Origin of the sequence: Alteromonas sp. MTD1, from assembly GCF_042848195.1 — a bacterium.
Classification (GTDB): domain Bacteria; phylum Pseudomonadota; class Gammaproteobacteria; order Enterobacterales; family Alteromonadaceae; genus Alteromonas.
The window spans coordinates 226667-241681 of record NZ_BTGG01000009.1 but is presented as its reverse complement, the minus strand read 5'-3'; the positions used below and the strand labels follow the sequence as shown (position 1 = coordinate 241681).

The following is a 15015-nucleotide window of genomic DNA, read 5'->3' as shown; positions in this document are numbered from 1 at the left end:
TTCGATAACGGACATGTATAATTAGAAGCTGTATCTTTGATGGCTTTCAGGCTAGTTCCATAAGTGTATTCACCTACTTTAAGCCTGATAAGCAGTACGTACTGTAATGAAATATAGGTGGGGTATTGCAATTTCGTCAGAAGGTGACCAAAAAAATGCCCCTAGCGCATCAACGATAAGGGCATTTAGAATAAAATAAGTATTACAAAGTCACTTACTTGTGGCGCTCACGCAGTACATCTAATGCATCGTTTAACGACATATCGCTCGCCTGAAGTAACACTGTTAGATGATACAACAAATCAGCGGCTTCATTCTTTAGCTCTTCTTTGTCGTGTACAGTCGCAGCCAATGCGGTTTCTACACCTTCTTCGCCCACCTTTTGGGCTATGCGCTTAATGCCTTTGTTGTAGAGGCTAGCGGTGTAGCTGCTTTTGGGGTCGGCATTTTTACGGGCAGCCAAAACACGCTCTAAATCTGCAAGAAATGTAAAGGCTGGTGTGTTGCCGTCAAACCAGCAGCTTTCAACACCAGTGTGGCATGTCGGGCCGTTAGGGTTGGCTAGTACCAACAGCGAATCTTGGTCGCAGTCACAAGCAACGCTCACTAAATCTAGCGTGTTACCAGACGTTTCACCCTTCGTCCAAAGACGCTGTTTTGAGCGGCTAAAGAAGGTTACTTTACCTGTTTCAAGGGTTTTCGCTAGGGCATCTTGGTCCATGTAGCCCTGCATTAATACTTTGCCAGACAGTGCGTCTTGCACAATGGCGGGCAGCAGGTTGTCCATTTTGTCCCAAGCCAGTTTATTGCTATTGTCATTAGTAATGATCACTGGTTTACTCCTTCTGCTTGCGCCGTTAATCCGTGACGCTTACGCATGGCAACGCCATTGCTGGTTAATTCTGCTTTTAACTCATCAATATTGATGATGCCCTTGTGAAATACTGATGCTGCAAGCGCGCCATCTACGTCAGCCTGTTGAAACACATCCGTAAAGTGGACAATTTCACCCGCGCCACCCGATGCAATTAGCGGCACTTCACAGACATCACGCACGGCTTTCAGCTGCTTCACATCGTAGCCTTTGCGCACGCCGTCTTGGTTCATGCAGTTCAGTACAATTTCACCAGCACCGCGCGACTGAACTTCTTTGATCCAGTCAATGGTTTGCCATTGGCTTTTTTGCGTACGCGCTTCATCGCCGGTGAATTTGTACACTTCGTATTGGTCGGTTGCTTCGTTATAAAAGCTGTCGATACCAATCACGACGCACTGTTGTCCATAAACGTCGTGCAGCTGATTAATAAGGTCTGGATTATTAAGGGCAGGGGAGTTAATCGAAATCTTATCTGCACCCATTTCCAAAATGCGCCCAGCGTCTTCAATGCTTTTTATGCCGCCAGCTACACAAAACGGGATATCAATAACCTGTGCAATACGGCTTACCCAGCTTTTATCTACCACGCGGGCATCAGAGCTTGCAGTAATATCATAGAATACTAGTTCGTCAGCACCTGCTTTCGCATATTGCTCCGCAAGAGGCACAATATCGCCAATAATTTCGTGGTTTCTAAACTGAACGCCCTTAACAACTTTGCCGTCGCGTACATCCAAACAGGGAATTATGCGCTTTGCCAGCATGCGATAGCCTCCTTCACCGTAAACTTACCTTCAAGTAGTGCGCGCCCAAGAATAACGCCGCCAACGTTTGTGGGTTTTAGCGCTTCGATATCAGCGATGCTGCCAATACCGCCAGACGCTTGCCAGCTAACATGTGGGAAACGGGCTGCCATTTCTTGATACAGTTCAGTGTTCGCGCCTTGTAACGTGCCGTCGCGACTGATGTCGGTACACAGCACATGCTTTGCGCCCACTGTAGCGAAGTCTTCCAGTAAGCCTTCAAGGGCTACGCCAGAATTCTCTTGCCAACCGTGGGTAGCAATAAGCTTTTCACCGCTGTCGCTAATATTGATATCAAGGGCCAATACAATGTGCTCTGGACCGTACTTTTCTACCCAAGACTTCACAAGCTCGGGTTGTTTTACCGCCAAAGAACCAATCACTACGCGGCTTACGCCAGTTTCTAGTAACTGCGCCACTTCCTCTTCACTACGAATACCGCCGCCGGCTTGAAACTTCATGCGCTTGGTATCGACCATAGACTTAATTAGTGAAAGCTGACGTTTACTGGTGTCTTTAGCGCCTGTTAGGTCAACAATGTGTAGCCACGTTGCACCTTGGTCGGCATAGTCGTGAACCACGTCTACTGGGTCCAGTTCGTATTGGGTTTTCTGCTCATAGTCGCCTTGATACAGGCGCACTACGTGTCCGTCAATAAGATCAATCGCTGGAATAATCATTATAGGTTCACAAAGTTAGTCAGTAATTGTGCTCCGGCCTCGCCAGAACGTTCTGGGTGAAATTGCACCCCGTAAAAATTGTCTTTATTTATGGCGGCTGAAAAGGTGTTGCCATAAGTACAGCTAGCAAGCGTATGCTCGTATTCAGGTACCGCAAAGCTATGCACAAAATAAAAGTACGTATCTTGTGGGATGCCCTTAAATAAACTTTCTTCTTTATGACCGCTGTTGTGAGAAACGGTGTTCCAACCCATATGAGGTAAGCGCACGCCTTTTGATTCCATGCGAGCCACATGACCTGGCATTAGGTTCAAACATTCGATGTTGCCTGTACCTTGAAAACCACCTTCAGCGCTGGTTTCAACCATAAGCTGCATGCCCAAACACACGCCTAGTACAGGTTGGCTAAGCGACTGAAGGGTTTCAACTAGCGCTTTTTGCTTAATGCTTGCCATAGCTGCGGCTGCTGTACCTACGCCGGGTAAAAACACTTTGTCAGCGCTTTTAATCACGTTTACATCGTCAGATACGTCTACTTCAACGCCCAAGCGTTCAAGGGCAAAGCGTACTGATGAAATGTTGGCGCAGCCGGTATTCACGATTACTATTTTTTGTCGCTGGCTGGTGTTTACCACTGACATTACAGTGCTCCTTTACTGCTTGGTAATGCATCACCCTGGCGCGTAATGGCTTGACGTAGCGCACGGCCAAATACTTTAAACAGGCTTTCTACCTGGTGGTGAGCATTACCTTCGCTGGTGGATAGGTGCAGCGATAACCCCATGCTTTGTGCAAGCGAATAGAAGAAGTGCGGTACCATTTCGGTGGCCATTTCACCTACTTGGTCGCGGCTAAATTCAGCGTCAAACTTAAGGTGTGGGCGGTTAGAAATATCCATGATACATTCCGCACGACATTCATCCATTGGCAACGCGAAACCAAAGCGACCAATACCGCGTTTGTCGCCTAGTGCCTTTTTAAGCGCTTCACCAAGGGCAAGGGCGGTGTCTTCTACACTGTGGTGATCGTCAATGTGCAAATCGCCATCGGTAGTCAGGTTTAGCTCGAAGCCACCGTGGGTCGCAATTTGGTCAAGCATGTGGTCAAAAAAGCCCATGCCGGTTTGAATTGTCGACTTAGCCTGCGAATCAAGATCTACACGCACGCGAATGTCGGTTTCAGAGGTGGTACGTACTACCTCTGCAATGCGTGACGACGCAAGCAAGCTTTTCTGAATATCGTTCCAGTTTAAGCTTTCACGGTTGTACTGAAAGCTGCGAATACCCATGTTTTCAGCAAGCTGTACATCGGTAATTCTGTCACCAATAACAAACGAACGAGTGAAGTCCACTTTGCCTTGATGTAGGTATTCTTGTACTAAGCCAAGCTTGGGTTTGCGGCATGTGCAGTTATCAGCATCGAAGTGCGGGCAAATAAGCACGTCGTCAAACACTACGCCCTGGCTTTCGAAAATGGCCATCATGGCATTGTGTGGCTTGTCGAAGTCTTCTTGCGGGAAACTGTCTGTTCCCAAGCCGTCTTGGTTACTTACCATCACGAGTTTAAACCCTGCTGCCTTTAGTTTAAGTAGCACAGGAATAACGTTTGGCTCGAAAACAAGCTTCTCTAAACTATCTAATTGCTTATCTACTGGCGGCTCTTCTACGAGTGTACCGTCGCGGTCAATAAATAAAATGGCTTGCTGACTCATGCCGCGTCCTCATTATTTTTAAATTCGTTAATTAGCTGCATTAAACGCTGGTTTTGCTCTTCAGTGCCTATGCTTACGCGTAAACAGTTTTGTAAGTTAAGCTGTTTTGATTGATCGCGAATCAGCATGCCTTGGCTTACCAAGTACTGCATTAGGGCTTGCGCTTTTGCGTAGCGGAATAAGATAAAGTTTGCTCGTCTATCACCCACTAATTCAAAGCCTTCGATAGATTCCAGCGCTTCGGCTAGGGCCTCTTTTTCCCGGTTAATGGTAGCCACCTGAAGCTCAAGTAACGTTAGCGATTCAGCCGACAATGCTTGTGCAGCAATCTGCGCTACTGGCTCTGGAATGGGATAGGGCGCTATCACTTTAAGTAGTGCTTGGATGACGGGTGCCTGAGCAAGTGTAAAACCACATCGAAGACCGGCTAGTGCAAATGCTTTAGACAGCGTACGAAGTACTACTAAGTTCGGGTAATTGTTAATTTCATTTGCCCACGTATTGTCAGCATCGAACTCAATGTACGCTTCGTCAACAACAACGAGTGCTTTATCGGCAAAGTGATTAAGCACGGTTTTAATGTCTTCACGAGCAACTGGCGTACCAGTTGGGTTATTCGGGGCGCAGATGAAAATCACGTTCACGTCATCTTCAGCACAAACTGCATTTACGTTCAGGCTGAAATCATCGTTAAGCGGTACTTTTTTGATGCCCACATCACAGGTTTCAGCACTAATGGCGTACATGCCGTAGGTAGGCGGGCAGATAAGAATATTATCTTTGCCGGGTGTACAGAAGGTACGAATAAGCAGTTCGATGCCTTCATCTGCCCCGCGAGTAACAATTAGCTGCGATTTATCAAGCCCAGTATAGTTTGCGTACCCGCTCACTACGGCTTCAGGCTGACACGATGGATAACGGTTAAAGTTGCTGCTATCTACGCTGTATTCGTTGGCATAAGGTGACTCGTTGGCGTTAAGCCAGTCTTGACCACCAGAGAACAAGCGACGTGCTGACTCATATGGCTTTAAGGGCACCAAGTTGTCGTTAATTAGTTTGTCGATAAGCGTCGACATTAGGCGTCTCCTTGCTTAAGTGCCTGCATGCGAAGTGCTACGGCTTGTTCATGTGCATCTAACCCCTCGGCGGCTGCTAATGCCATAATTGCAGGGCCTAAATTACGCATGCCGTCTGCACTTAGCTCTTGAATGGTGTAACGGCGCATAAAATCTAAGAGCCCAAGGCTAGAATAGTTTTTCGAATAGCCGTATGTAGGCAATACATGATTGGTTCCAGACGCATAATCACCAGCAGATTCTGGAGACCAAGGGCCCAAGAAAATAGAGCCTGCGTACTTAATTTTTGATAAATAATCGCGGGCATTTTCTATTTGCACAATCAAGTGCTCTGCAGCATAGGCATTGCTTGCTTCAATGGCCTGTTCAATTGAATCGGCTAAAATATAGCGAGCATTCTCCATCGCTGGGCGAGCGATGTCTGCGCGAGACAATGTGCCTAGTTGACGTTCAACTGCAGCTTTCGACTCTTCAATAAGCGTGGCACTGTTAGACACCAAAATAGCTTGCGAGTCTGGACCGTGTTCAGCTTGAGAAAGCAGGTCTGCCGCCACAAACTCTGGGTTCGCAAATTCATCAGCAAGTACCAATACTTCTGATGGGCCCGCTGGCATATCAATTGCGGCACCATCAGCACGCTGGCTAACTTGCTGTTTAGCTTCTGTCACAAAGCTATTGCCCGGGCCAAAAATCTTATCTACTTGAGGAACGCTGTCTGTTCCCAAGGCCATAGCGGCGATTGCTTGCGCGCCACCACACAAAAAGATCTTGTTGATACCGCACTTTCTTGCCGCATAGGCAATTTCAGGCGCAATAAGTTTCTCTTTGTTCGGTGGAGTGCAAAGTAGTTTATTTGCGCAGCCCGCCACTAATGCAGGTACGCCTAGCATCAATACGGTTGATGGAAGTGGAGCACTGCCGCCTGGAATATAAAGACCCACTGCATCAAGGGCAGTAAAGCGCAGCTCGCATTTCACGCCCGGCGTCGTGGTTAGCGCAATATCACTTGGCTTTTGCGCTTCGTGAAACATTTTTATGTTGTTAAACGCGGTATCGATAGCACTTGCTACCTCTGGCGTCACCTTTGCAGCAAGGGCATCAATATTGTCTTGTGAAAGTACAAGGCTTGTTAAGTCTGGGCAGTCAAATTTACGCGTGAAATCAAGTACTGCCGCATCGCCCTCTTTTTCAACGCGGGCGATAATGTCGCCCACGGTCTGCTTTAACTGTTGGCTATTGGCCATAGCCGGGCGCGCTAGCGCCTGTTTTTTCTCATTTGCCGAAAGAGATGACCAAGTAATCATAATTGCCTGCCTTTAGCCCATCATTTTTTCGATTGGCATTACAAGAATAGAACTACAACCAAGGGCTTTGAGTTTTTCCATGGTTTCCCAGAATAAGGTTTCTGTAGAAACAACATGGATAGCAACCTGCTCTTCATTACCTGCAAGTGGCAGAACTGTTGGGTTTTCAGCACCTGGAAGTAGGCTTTTTACTTGTTCCAAATACGCTTTTGGCGCATGCAGCATGATGTACTTGCTTTCTTTTGCTAGTAACACGCCATCAACACGTGGCATTAGTCGGTTAACCAGTGTTTCTTTTTCGTCGCTAAGTTCACCGTCGGCGCGCTTGATCAATACCGCCTTACTGCGGAAAATTACGTCTTTTTCAACAAGACCGTTAGCTTCAAGGGTTGCACCGGTAGATACCAAGTCACAGATAGCGTCAGCCACACCTGCTCGTGGGGCCACTTCCACAGAACCTTGTAGCATTACAGCCTTTGCATTTATGCCCTGTTCTTTGAAGTAGCGCTCAAGTAGGTAAGGGTAGGTGGTTGCTACTTTCTTGCCCTCTAGAGACTGGATACCGTCATACTTCATTTCGTTGGGTACAGCAATTGACAGGCGGCAACCGCCGTAGTCTAGACGACGCAATACTTCGTATTCGAATGGCTTGCCAGCTGCTTTGCGCTCTAGCATTTTTTCTTCAAGCTCGTTTTCGCCAATAAAGCCAAGGTCAACAACGCCATCCATAACAAGACCTGGAATGTCATCATCGCGCACGCGAAGTAAATCAATTGGTTGGTTCGTTGAATGCGCAATCAGCAGGCGATCACGAATGTTTAACTTAATGCCAATCGCCTTAAGTAGGGCGATGCTGTCATCGCTCAAACGGCCTGATTTCTGTACGGCAATTCGAAGTCTTTTGCTGTTACTCATTGAAACGTTCCTTACACGTTGTATTTTAACTTTTGATTGCGCCTAAAACGAAAAACCCCCGGAAGTTTCCTTCCGAGGGTCGAGAATTTTTTATCTGCGCCATTGGAAGGAATCATAGACCTTCCAGCACGAACCTGAAAGGTTATGCTTTATGATGGTGGTGATGTTTCGCCGCGCAGTTAATCATTTGATGAATTTTAATCCTAATTTCGAACGGCTGAAACATTAGCGTTTTGAAATTAGATTTGCAAGGCAAAAGTGAACTCTTTTTCGCCAATAGGTCTAAATAAAAGTATATATAGTAAAACTTTTCGATATGAACGTTTGTGATCCTAAAGCTTTAATGCAAAAACGCAGATAACAGAATATGAGTTGAAGAGAATACAGGTGTAACTTGCCGGTGACGTATTCTCAATTATGTACAATACAGAGGAATGCATGAGTAACGATCTTTTGTTCCCTATTTTACCACGCAACACCAAAGTGCCTGTTGAGATTGATGAGCGTGTAAAAAAAGTGCAGAAAACAAAAAAGTCGGAGCATTTTTCTGAGGACGATAACAATGCGCAAACCTATGTAAGGAAAACAGAGGTTGTGGAGCGCGCATCAGACAGAAACGAGAAAAGTAAACGAGACTCTGAGCAAGATGACGATGGACTTAAGCACATCGATATCAATATATAGGACGCTTCAAGCTAGCCCAAAAATATTGAAGCGGGGTTAACTATCAAAAGCATTAATGGGCTCTTTTAAATAGCTGCTGATAACGTTGTTTAATTACGCCCTTTTTGAGCAAAACATCGAGTTATTCGCCATTATTTTCATTAGTACCATAGAGCGTTTCAAAGAGGCCATGGAACTGTTTCGTCACTTTATGATTGGGTAAATAGAAAGGCAAGGGTACTCGCTTTGAATGTGACTCTTTTACCTTTACTGTCGCGTTTATAAACGGCCGAATGACTTCCAACCCTTCATTCTCAAGCTCTTTCACCAAAGATTCGGGTAATTTTGCCTGGCTATTAAATTGATTAATAGCAACACCTAAAAACGACAGTGCTGGATTATGATCTGCTTTTAATTCAGCAATATTATCAAGTAAACGAGTGATAGCCTGAGCTGAAAATGCGTCGCAATCGAAAGGAACGATATAATTATCAGCGGCAATCAACGCTGCTTTAGAGTAAAAATTAAAATTTGGTGGCGTGTCTATAAAAATGTAGTCGAAAGACGGTCTCAGTGTTTTTAGGGTCTCGCGAAGCTTGAACATTTTATAACGCGATTCTAACTCCCTTTCCAATTCTGAGAGTTCTGAAGATGCAGGCAAGACGAAGAGGTTTTCAAAAGGTGAGGCTTGCACAAACTCAATGGGTTTATTTGGCGTGCGGAAAAAGCCTACTACTTGTCGAAACATGTCTGCTACGGTTAATGTGTTTTCAGTAATGTCGATACCCGCATAGTGAGTACTGTTTCCCTGAGAATCTAAATCAACAAGTAATGTTTTAAAGCCAAGGTTTGCGCAGCATGCTGCTAGGTTTGTGCTAATTGTAGATTTTCCAACGCCACCTTTCTGATTGAAAACTACGCTAACCATACCAACATCCTTTTAAAAATCGAATGATTAAAATATGCCCAGCTTTTGTGACATAAGTAAAGAGGTTTTCACTGAAAGCGCTTGAGAGCAGGAAGTATTGGGAAAGGGGAAGGAAAAATGCGCTCAACTCTATTAGGGTCGAGCGCACTACGCGCGAAAGTAGGGCCTTACTTTTTGTTAAACAGTCTGCGACGACCAATTAAACCAAGACCAAGTGCAAGCAGTAAAGCGGCAGAGGGTTCACTTACCTGGGTAGTTGCCTGCGAGCTTGCTAAAATAATATTGCCAGAGATTAATACATCATCACCCAGAAAATCTTGCTTTAAAATATCGGTAACCCAATTCTGTACTGAAAAGCTATCGAAGCTAATACGAAGTGCGCTTCTTTCTTCAGTACAAAATGATTGGATGCAAGACGTCGTTGCTTCATTGAGGAAAACCCCAAGCCCTAAAGCATCAAAAAGTGTCACGTTATTCATAATTGGAGAGTCGTCCATTACCGAAGCAGTAATGTTATTTCCAAGTATGTTTATGTTTATGCTTTCAACAACAGACGACCCTGCAGTGCTGAACACGTAGCCATCTGAGCTAGAAGAAGCATCGACTTTTGATGTTGAACTAAGGGTAGTGTTCGATATGTTGATAAAGTCGAGGGCTGGAAGAAAGTTTTGTAACAGGGTAAATGAGAGATTCTCAATAGTACTACTTCCAATAGTTGTGAAATCGCCGATGGTAGAATTTTCGAGCGTCGAGCTAGCCATAGCACTAAAAATATCCGCCGTTGCATTAATAAGAGGGTCTTGTGTAGGAAGAGTTCGGTCTACATCAACCAAAGAATTTGTCGCCTTATATCCCGACGGAGCTGTGCCGTTCGCGTTACCTAAGTCGATTGCAATTGGCGATAAGTCTGAGATCGCTAAGTCAATGTGAAGTGCGTTTCCGAAACTGCTAGATATAATGCCTGCATGAGATGAAGCGCTAAAGCACATCACCACAGCGCCAGTAGTCACAAGCGATAGCATCTTGAATTGCTGTTTCTTTTTACGAGTATACTGTTTCAAACTGCCTAACATAATAAATCCCCCGATAACTGTACAAAAAGCACCATGCATTTGCATTTAGTTATGGGATATAGATTAGTTGGTGAATACGGTATGCGAAATGAAGGATTACCCCCATGCTTACAAATTTTTAAAGTAAGCGTGGGGGCGCAAGCGTACGAGCTCAGGATCGCGGAGAAGTTATCAGTTAGTTTAAATTCTTATCTTTCCAGAATTTTGTTCCTTTCACCGTTGCCTGAAGTGCAAGGCCACTTTCAGTCATCGTGTAAACAGTTATATCACCCACGTAGCCTTCACCTTCCGCCGATGCGCCTTTATTGCCTGCTTTTGCCGCAACATCTGCGTTTCCTCCAACTGTCCAGCCGTTCTCAATGAAATAACGCATGGCGTCTTGAGTGTGAAAAACCATCACAATGCGGTAGTCCTTGGCACCAAGCCCAAGCCCTACGCCACCCTCGGCCATGTTCATATAGGTTTTTGCACCCGTTACATTGTTGTTTACAACGCCATAACCTGTACCTGCTGCGAAAAATATGACATTTATGTTTGCGTTGGTGAAAACCGCATACCCTGCGGCGTCTCTGATTTGACCGCGAGTGTCAGGTTTTTCGCTGTAAAGGCGTGTAAGCGCATTTTGCTGCATGTCGAGTATTGCTTGTCTTTTTTCTGCGACAGTACCGTCACCCATCGAGGCACAGGCACTCAGCACAAGCGCAGTGGAAGCGAGAATTAGATTAGTAAAAAAGTTTTTGAATTTCATGCATTTCTCCTTAGCATGGTGGGCGTGATTTTTACTCGCATCTTCTGATATTAGTCAGAATAAGAGAATAACTACAACAATCTGCTAAGGTATACGCAAAAACCATGCTCAATAGTTTGATTGAGCATGTTTATCTTTGGAAAAGCCGTTAGAAGTCTATTTCAAGTTCCAACGCACCAGGCTGTTGATGTTGACCCACCATTTCTTCATAAGGCGTGTTCTGTCGCAACCACACGTGCTCAAATTCTTGGGCATAAAAATGCTCTTTTATTTCATTTATGCAGTGAAATGTTTTTGGTTGTTCCTTGCTGTCTCGCACTAATGTTCGTGTTGCGCCGTTTCCTGTTGACACCAAATAGTTACCACCTTCAAGCGACTCAATGTATAAATTCATAATTGCATCCTCAGTGTTTACTTTTATGTATTAGCGCAAAAAATGAAAAGTGATCATTAATTCTGCGTCATATAACGTGGCTACCACCATTTGTTTTTACACACAATGACACCGTGGTTCTGCAGTAATTTGAGAAGTTCTGCCTTGTCGGTTTCATTCAAAAAATCACCTATTTCATACATATGTGATGTGGTTTTAAATACCAACCTTGGTAGTCGGCCATGCGATACGTCTTCATAGAAGTACAGATGTGTAGCACTACGTAAAAACGTCACGGCTGCACGCTTCGAATTTTCAACTTTTATCTGTTCTTCTGTAAGCTCTATCGATTGCCATTGATATGTAGCACGGGAAACCAAATACATTATCAATATCAGCGCTGATACTTCAGCGCCAGCAAAGGGCAGCACAACCCAAGCGCCGACAAACGCCCATGCAGTAGCGATACTGCTCACAAAAATGGCGAAGGACCACATTAAGAACTTGGTTTGAGCCCATGTTGCAGAGCGATTTGGCTGTAGTCTAATGATGACTCCGTGCTCTGAAGTTGACGTTTCTAACATTATTGATATTGCACCGTTAAAAACACTTGCGGTAAAGGGATCAAAATCATAGGTAATCTCGTTTTTATATATTACTCTGTGCGCAAAACATCATTAGCCTTTGCGTTTTCTGAAAGGTGTATACGAGTCAGTTTGCTCAAATAGATTGAAAAACAATCAATGATTTTTTGAAGTCGTTTCATTGATGAAGGAAAAAGTGTGGTTTCTGTCGTTAACAAAAACAATAAACCAATAATTTTATTTGCCTTGATGTGTTTATGGCTGGCGTTACTTCTTTCTCAGCCGTCACCGATATTAGTAATGCAAGATTATGGCGTATTTGCATTCCTGGGAGTTGTTGGCGCTATTTTCGCGAATGCTACTGGTGCTGGTGGTGGGGTTGTCTTTGTACCTTTCTTTCAATATCTTCAATTTTCGCCAGACAGTATTGTAGCCACGAGCTTTGGAATTCAATGTTGTGGAATGACCGCAGGAGCGCTTACGTGGGCGTATTATTTTAAAAATGAACACAAATCTAACGTACATTGGAAAGTGCTGCCCAACGCTCTAATACTCTGTGTTCCTGCGTCACTGTGTGGTATCTTGTTCGCGCAATATTCTGAAGTGGGACCTACACTATTGACGCAGTGGTGGGGAGGTCTAGACAATCTCCACATTTTGTTTGGCGTGTTTTCTGTTTTGCTATCGTTAGCAATATTCGCATCAATTCCGTTATTAAAACGAACGCAGTTTACTTGTGAGCTTACAAAGGCTGACATTCTTGCACTACCTTTCATAAGCTTTATGGGGGCAATCGTTACCGCGTGGTTGTCGGTGGGTGTTGGCGAGCTTGTTGCAGTTTATCTAATTGTACGTTGCTTTAACGTAACAATGTCCATTGCTGTAGCGGTCATTTTGTCATCATTTACAGTGTGGGCTGCACTTCCTTACCATCTTTTTGTTAGTCCATCGGTCGTTTTTGAAGTTGTTCTTTTTGCCGGTATTGGCGCTATCGTGGGAGGCATGCTTGCCAAACATGTAGTGCTGGCTTTTTCAGTGCAAAAGTTAAAACTATTTTTTGGCGGTTGGGTGTTTATCTTGGGTGTTGCTAGTCTACCAATTTTTTAGTGTTTGGTTGCCGACTACAATTTGTTAGCCTTCTGTAATTATTGAGATTAAAAGGAGCCACACAATGAGTAATTCAATCACATCATTTCAACCCTACAAAGTTACTCAGCCTGAGTGGTCTTCACACGCCGTTATATATCAAGTTAATACCCGTCAATTTTCAAATGAAGGCAAATTTGCTGGTGTCACTGAGCAGTTGCCTAGAATAAAGTCATTAGGTGCAGACATTATTTGGCTTATGCCTATCCACCCTATTGGTGAAGTTGAGCGAAAAGGCACATTGGGAAGCCCGTATGCTGTGAAAGACTATATGCAAATTAATCCAGAGTTTGGCACCGCTGACGACTTACATACTCTCATCAAAACCGCACATGATTTGTCGATGAAGGTCATTATTGACTGGGTTCCTAATCACAGTGCTTGGGACAACCCATTAGTCGAAAAACACCCAGAGTGGTACGCAAAAGATTACAAAGGAGACTTTAGACCTTCTCCATGGTGGGATTGGAGCGACATTATTGAATTTGATTACACCCAAGTAGGTTTGCGTAACTACATGATTGAAGCAATGTGCTATTGGGTGAAAGAATTTGATATAGACGGTTTTAGGCATGATGTCGCAGGTTATGTACCCAATGATTTTTGGCAGCAAGCGCGTTGTGAACTAGATGCTATTAAGCCTGTTTTTATGCTAGCGGAATGGGAAAACAGGGACATGCACGAACGTGCCTTTAACATTACATACGCATGGACATGGAACGAGACTATGCATGAAATAGCGATGGGGAAACGCAGTTTAGACAGTTTGCGTAAATACTATTCATGGAATGAGAGAAGCTGGCCACAAGAAGCGTATAGAATGACGTTTGTAAGTAATCACGACAAAAACGCGTGGGACGGCACACAATACGAGCAGTTTGGAGATGCGTTGGAAGCCAGCATAGTGCTCTCTGTTATAGGCGAAGGTATGCCGCTTATTCACAATGGGCAAGAAGCAGGAGAAACGAAGCGCCTTGCGTTTTTTGAGCGAGATCCAATTGAATGGCAAGAACATGAAATTGGTGATTTGTATCGCGATTTGATTGCGCTTAAAAAATCAAAAGCAGTGCTTGGTAACGGCGAATATGGGGCGAGAATGATTCAGGTGCCTAATAGCGTAATGAACAAGGTTTTTAGCTTTGTCAGGCACAATACAGATGAAAAGGTGTTTGTTGTTATTAATTTTTCAAATGAATCGGTCAACACTGACTTCTATGAAACTTTATTTGAAGATGACTATATAGATTTTACTACTGGCCAGCACCACACGTTTTCGACCAATACCCAGTTATCGCTAGGCCCCTGGCAGTACAAAATTTTCGTTAAGCGCTAAACTGGCAATGTGAAAACAACTCGCCAATACTTATATTTTATCTAATCATTAAGGCGCTATGGAAAATAAACTCCCGCTGTACAAAAAACTCTTAGTGTTCTATCGAATAGAGCCTGGTTGCCTTGGTCCTCAAGGAACAGACTATGTAGAAGAGTTTTGTGTTTTTGCGAAAAAGAAGCTTAAGGATTTACATGGGCATTGTTTGCGCTGGACGATTAAGCCACGCTACGACAAGTCTTTACCGGAGCTTGAATTTCAAATAAAGAACTCGACAGTATCAAGAGAAAACGCTGAAAAGTACCTGAGCAGTTTTGATATAGAACTTGATGAATTTGAAGAGCAGTTGGAAGAAATGTTGGCCGATTTGGTAGACGCATTTTTCGAACGCTAACGGCCTCGCTTTAAAAGGCGAGGCGCGTTTGTTTATTGGCGTAAATTAACGCAATGCGTCAACGGCTTCGAAGCCTTCTGATTCAAGCTCTTCATTTACGCATTCAAGTAAAAACTCATTAAGCGGTTTACCGTTAGTTCCATCTTCTTCAGCAACTTCTTGGCAAAATGTTGTAAGTTCAGCAACAAGTTCTGCGGGTGCTGGTTTAGCTTCGTTTGCGAATGCCGACACTGCCAAACAGCTTAAAAGTAATGACACTAAAGTTTTCATATTTACCTTCATGAAATGTTAAGGGAGTCATATCAACAGCCAAGATAGTGCGCCTTAATACGCGTTTAAAGAAGCGAATTATTTTGCTCCAAAAGATAAAATCTTTTGATAGTTCGTTGATACACATTCGTACTTCCATG

General features: G+C 44.2%; 18 protein-coding genes and 1 other annotated feature. Of the genes, 4 read left to right on the top strand and 14 right to left on the bottom strand.

Translation table 11 applies throughout. From position 1 onward, the window contains the following. Window positions 1-214: 214 nt before the first annotated feature. The 8 genes from hisIE to hisG are packed head-to-tail and all read right to left on the bottom strand — an operon-like array spanning window position 215 to window position 7366. Window positions 215-832 (bottom strand): bifunctional phosphoribosyl-AMP cyclohydrolase/phosphoribosyl-ATP diphosphatase HisIE, encoded by a 618-nt coding sequence (gene hisIE / locus ACGHAV_RS13925; protein ID WP_390381824.1) that lies wholly within the window; start codon window positions 830-832, stop codon window positions 215-217. After that, on the bottom strand, window positions 829-1641 hold the full coding sequence (hisF, locus tag ACGHAV_RS13920; RefSeq protein WP_390381821.1) for an imidazole glycerol phosphate synthase subunit HisF: 813 nt from the start codon (window positions 1639-1641) through the stop codon (window positions 829-831). The genes hisIE and hisF overlap by 4 nt, the downstream gene beginning before the upstream one ends. Then, window positions 1623-2360 (bottom strand): 1-(5-phosphoribosyl)-5-[(5-phosphoribosylamino)methylideneamino]imidazole-4-carboxamide isomerase, encoded by a 738-nt coding sequence (gene hisA / locus ACGHAV_RS13915; RefSeq protein WP_105929305.1) that lies wholly within the window; start codon window positions 2358-2360, stop codon window positions 1623-1625. The genes hisF and hisA overlap by 19 nt, the downstream gene beginning before the upstream one ends. Further along, the gene (hisH, locus tag ACGHAV_RS13910) at window positions 2360-3001 is read right to left on the bottom strand and encodes an imidazole glycerol phosphate synthase subunit HisH (RefSeq protein ID WP_390381818.1); all 642 of its coding nucleotides are present in this window, start codon (window positions 2999-3001) and stop codon (window positions 2360-2362) included. The genes hisA and hisH overlap by 1 nt, the downstream gene beginning before the upstream one ends. Further along, window positions 3001-4071 carry a bifunctional histidinol-phosphatase/imidazoleglycerol-phosphate dehydratase HisB gene (gene hisB / locus ACGHAV_RS13905; protein ID WP_390381815.1) on the bottom strand — a complete coding sequence of 357 codons (1071 nt, stop codon included), beginning with the start codon at window positions 4069-4071 and terminating at the stop codon, window positions 3001-3003. Before hisB ends, hisH begins: the two co-directional genes overlap by 1 nt. After that, window positions 4068-5147: a histidinol-phosphate transaminase gene (hisC, locus tag ACGHAV_RS13900; RefSeq protein WP_390381812.1), complete on the bottom strand. Its 1080-nt coding sequence runs from the start codon at window positions 5145-5147 to the stop codon at window positions 4068-4070. The genes hisB and hisC overlap by 4 nt, the downstream gene beginning before the upstream one ends. After that, window positions 5147-6451, bottom strand: coding sequence for a histidinol dehydrogenase (hisD, locus tag ACGHAV_RS13895; RefSeq protein WP_390381809.1), 1305 nt, complete (start codon window positions 6449-6451; stop codon window positions 5147-5149). The genes hisC and hisD overlap by 1 nt, the downstream gene beginning before the upstream one ends. 12 nt (window positions 6452-6463) lie before the next feature. Then, window positions 6464-7366 carry an ATP phosphoribosyltransferase gene (gene hisG / locus ACGHAV_RS13890; RefSeq protein ID WP_390381806.1) on the bottom strand — a complete coding sequence of 301 codons (903 nt, stop codon included), beginning with the start codon at window positions 7364-7366 and terminating at the stop codon, window positions 6464-6466. Between the two features lie 50 nt (window positions 7367-7416). Continuing rightward, window positions 7417-7533 (bottom strand) — a sequence feature (His leader region). A gap of 271 nt (window positions 7534-7804) precedes the next feature. Between hisG and ACGHAV_RS13885 the strand changes: the two genes are divergently transcribed. Beyond that, entirely contained in the window at window positions 7805-8050 is a 246-nt protein-coding gene (locus ACGHAV_RS13885; protein ID WP_390381803.1) for a hypothetical protein, read from the top strand. A gap of 121 nt (window positions 8051-8171) precedes the next feature. Here the strand turns inward: ACGHAV_RS13885 and ACGHAV_RS13880 are convergent, their stop codons facing one another. From ACGHAV_RS13880 to ACGHAV_RS13860, 5 genes are all read right to left on the bottom strand, one after another. Next, the gene (locus ACGHAV_RS13880; protein ID WP_390381800.1) at window positions 8172-8957 is read right to left on the bottom strand and encodes a ParA family protein; all 786 of its coding nucleotides are present in this window, start codon (window positions 8955-8957) and stop codon (window positions 8172-8174) included. A 167-nt stretch (window positions 8958-9124) separates the two neighbouring features. Further along, a complete protein-coding gene (locus ACGHAV_RS13875) occupies window positions 9125-10030 on the bottom strand; it encodes a hypothetical protein (RefSeq protein ID WP_390381797.1) in 906 nt (301 codons plus the stop codon). 175 nt (window positions 10031-10205) lie between these two features. After that, window positions 10206-10778: a YSC84-related protein gene (locus tag ACGHAV_RS13870; protein WP_390381794.1), complete on the bottom strand. Its 573-nt coding sequence runs from the start codon at window positions 10776-10778 to the stop codon at window positions 10206-10208. Between the two features lie 148 nt (window positions 10779-10926). After that, entirely contained in the window at window positions 10927-11175 is a 249-nt protein-coding gene (locus ACGHAV_RS13865; protein ID WP_390381875.1) for a DUF6482 family protein, read from the bottom strand. 77 nt (window positions 11176-11252) lie between these two features. Further along, window positions 11253-11735: a DUF2244 domain-containing protein gene (locus ACGHAV_RS13860; RefSeq protein WP_390381791.1), complete on the bottom strand. Its 483-nt coding sequence runs from the start codon at window positions 11733-11735 to the stop codon at window positions 11253-11255. 198 nt (window positions 11736-11933) lie between these two features. On the opposite strand from ACGHAV_RS13860, the gene ACGHAV_RS13855 reads away from it, so the two are divergent. From ACGHAV_RS13855 to ACGHAV_RS13845, 3 genes are all read left to right on the top strand, one after another. Next, a complete protein-coding gene (locus tag ACGHAV_RS13855; protein ID WP_390381788.1) occupies window positions 11934-12842 on the top strand; it encodes a sulfite exporter TauE/SafE family protein in 909 nt (302 codons plus the stop codon). Window positions 12843-12906: 64 nt separating this feature from the next. Further along, on the top strand, window positions 12907-14214 hold the full coding sequence (locus ACGHAV_RS13850) for an alpha-amylase family glycosyl hydrolase (RefSeq protein WP_390381785.1): 1308 nt from the start codon (window positions 12907-12909) through the stop codon (window positions 14212-14214). A 58-nt stretch (window positions 14215-14272) separates the two neighbouring features. Then, the gene (locus tag ACGHAV_RS13845; protein WP_390381782.1) at window positions 14273-14605 is read left to right on the top strand and encodes a hypothetical protein; all 333 of its coding nucleotides are present in this window, start codon (window positions 14273-14275) and stop codon (window positions 14603-14605) included. A gap of 45 nt (window positions 14606-14650) precedes the next feature. On the opposite strand, the gene ACGHAV_RS13840 is transcribed toward ACGHAV_RS13845, so the two are convergent. Next, complete coding sequence (locus tag ACGHAV_RS13840; protein WP_390381779.1) at window positions 14651-14875, bottom strand: hypothetical protein; 225 nt, start codon at window positions 14873-14875, stop codon at window positions 14651-14653. Window positions 14876-15015 lie beyond the last annotated feature (140 nt).

Coding starts and splice junctions, on each gene's coding strand:
- hisF (WP_390381821.1), bottom strand. CDS start 1,641: ATGCTGGCAAAGCGCATAATTCCCTGTTTGGATGTACGCGACGGCAAA.
- hisA (WP_105929305.1), bottom strand. CDS start 2,360: ATGATTATTCCAGCGATTGATCTTATTGACGGACACGTAGTGCGCCTG.
- hisH (WP_390381818.1), bottom strand. CDS start 3,001: ATGTCAGTGGTAAACACCAGCCAGCGACAAAAAATAGTAATCGTGAAT.
- hisB (WP_390381815.1), bottom strand. CDS start 4,071: ATGAGTCAGCAAGCCATTTTATTTATTGACCGCGACGGTACACTCGTA.
- hisC (WP_390381812.1), bottom strand. CDS start 5,147: ATGTCGACGCTTATCGACAAACTAATTAACGACAACTTGGTGCCCTTA.
- hisD (WP_390381809.1), bottom strand. CDS start 6,451: ATGATTACTTGGTCATCTCTTTCGGCAAATGAGAAAAAACAGGCGCTA.
- hisG (WP_390381806.1), bottom strand. CDS start 7,366: ATGAGTAACAGCAAAAGACTTCGAATTGCCGTACAGAAATCAGGCCGT.
- ACGHAV_RS13885 (WP_390381803.1), top strand. CDS start 7,805: ATGAGTAACGATCTTTTGTTCCCTATTTTACCACGCAACACCAAAGTG.
- ACGHAV_RS13880 (WP_390381800.1), bottom strand. CDS start 8,957: ATGGTTAGCGTAGTTTTCAATCAGAAAGGTGGCGTTGGAAAATCTACA.
- ACGHAV_RS13875 (WP_390381797.1), bottom strand. CDS start 10,030: ATGTTAGGCAGTTTGAAACAGTATACTCGTAAAAAGAAACAGCAATTC.
- ACGHAV_RS13870 (WP_390381794.1), bottom strand. CDS start 10,778: ATGAAATTCAAAAACTTTTTTACTAATCTAATTCTCGCTTCCACTGCG.
- ACGHAV_RS13860 (WP_390381791.1), bottom strand. CDS start 11,735: ATGTTAGAAACGTCAACTTCAGAGCACGGAGTCATCATTAGACTACAG.
- ACGHAV_RS13850 (WP_390381785.1), top strand. CDS start 12,907: ATGAGTAATTCAATCACATCATTTCAACCCTACAAAGTTACTCAGCCT.
- ACGHAV_RS13845 (WP_390381782.1), top strand. CDS start 14,273: ATGGAAAATAAACTCCCGCTGTACAAAAAACTCTTAGTGTTCTATCGA.
- ACGHAV_RS13840 (WP_390381779.1), bottom strand. CDS start 14,875: ATGAAAACTTTAGTGTCATTACTTTTAAGCTGTTTGGCAGTGTCGGCA.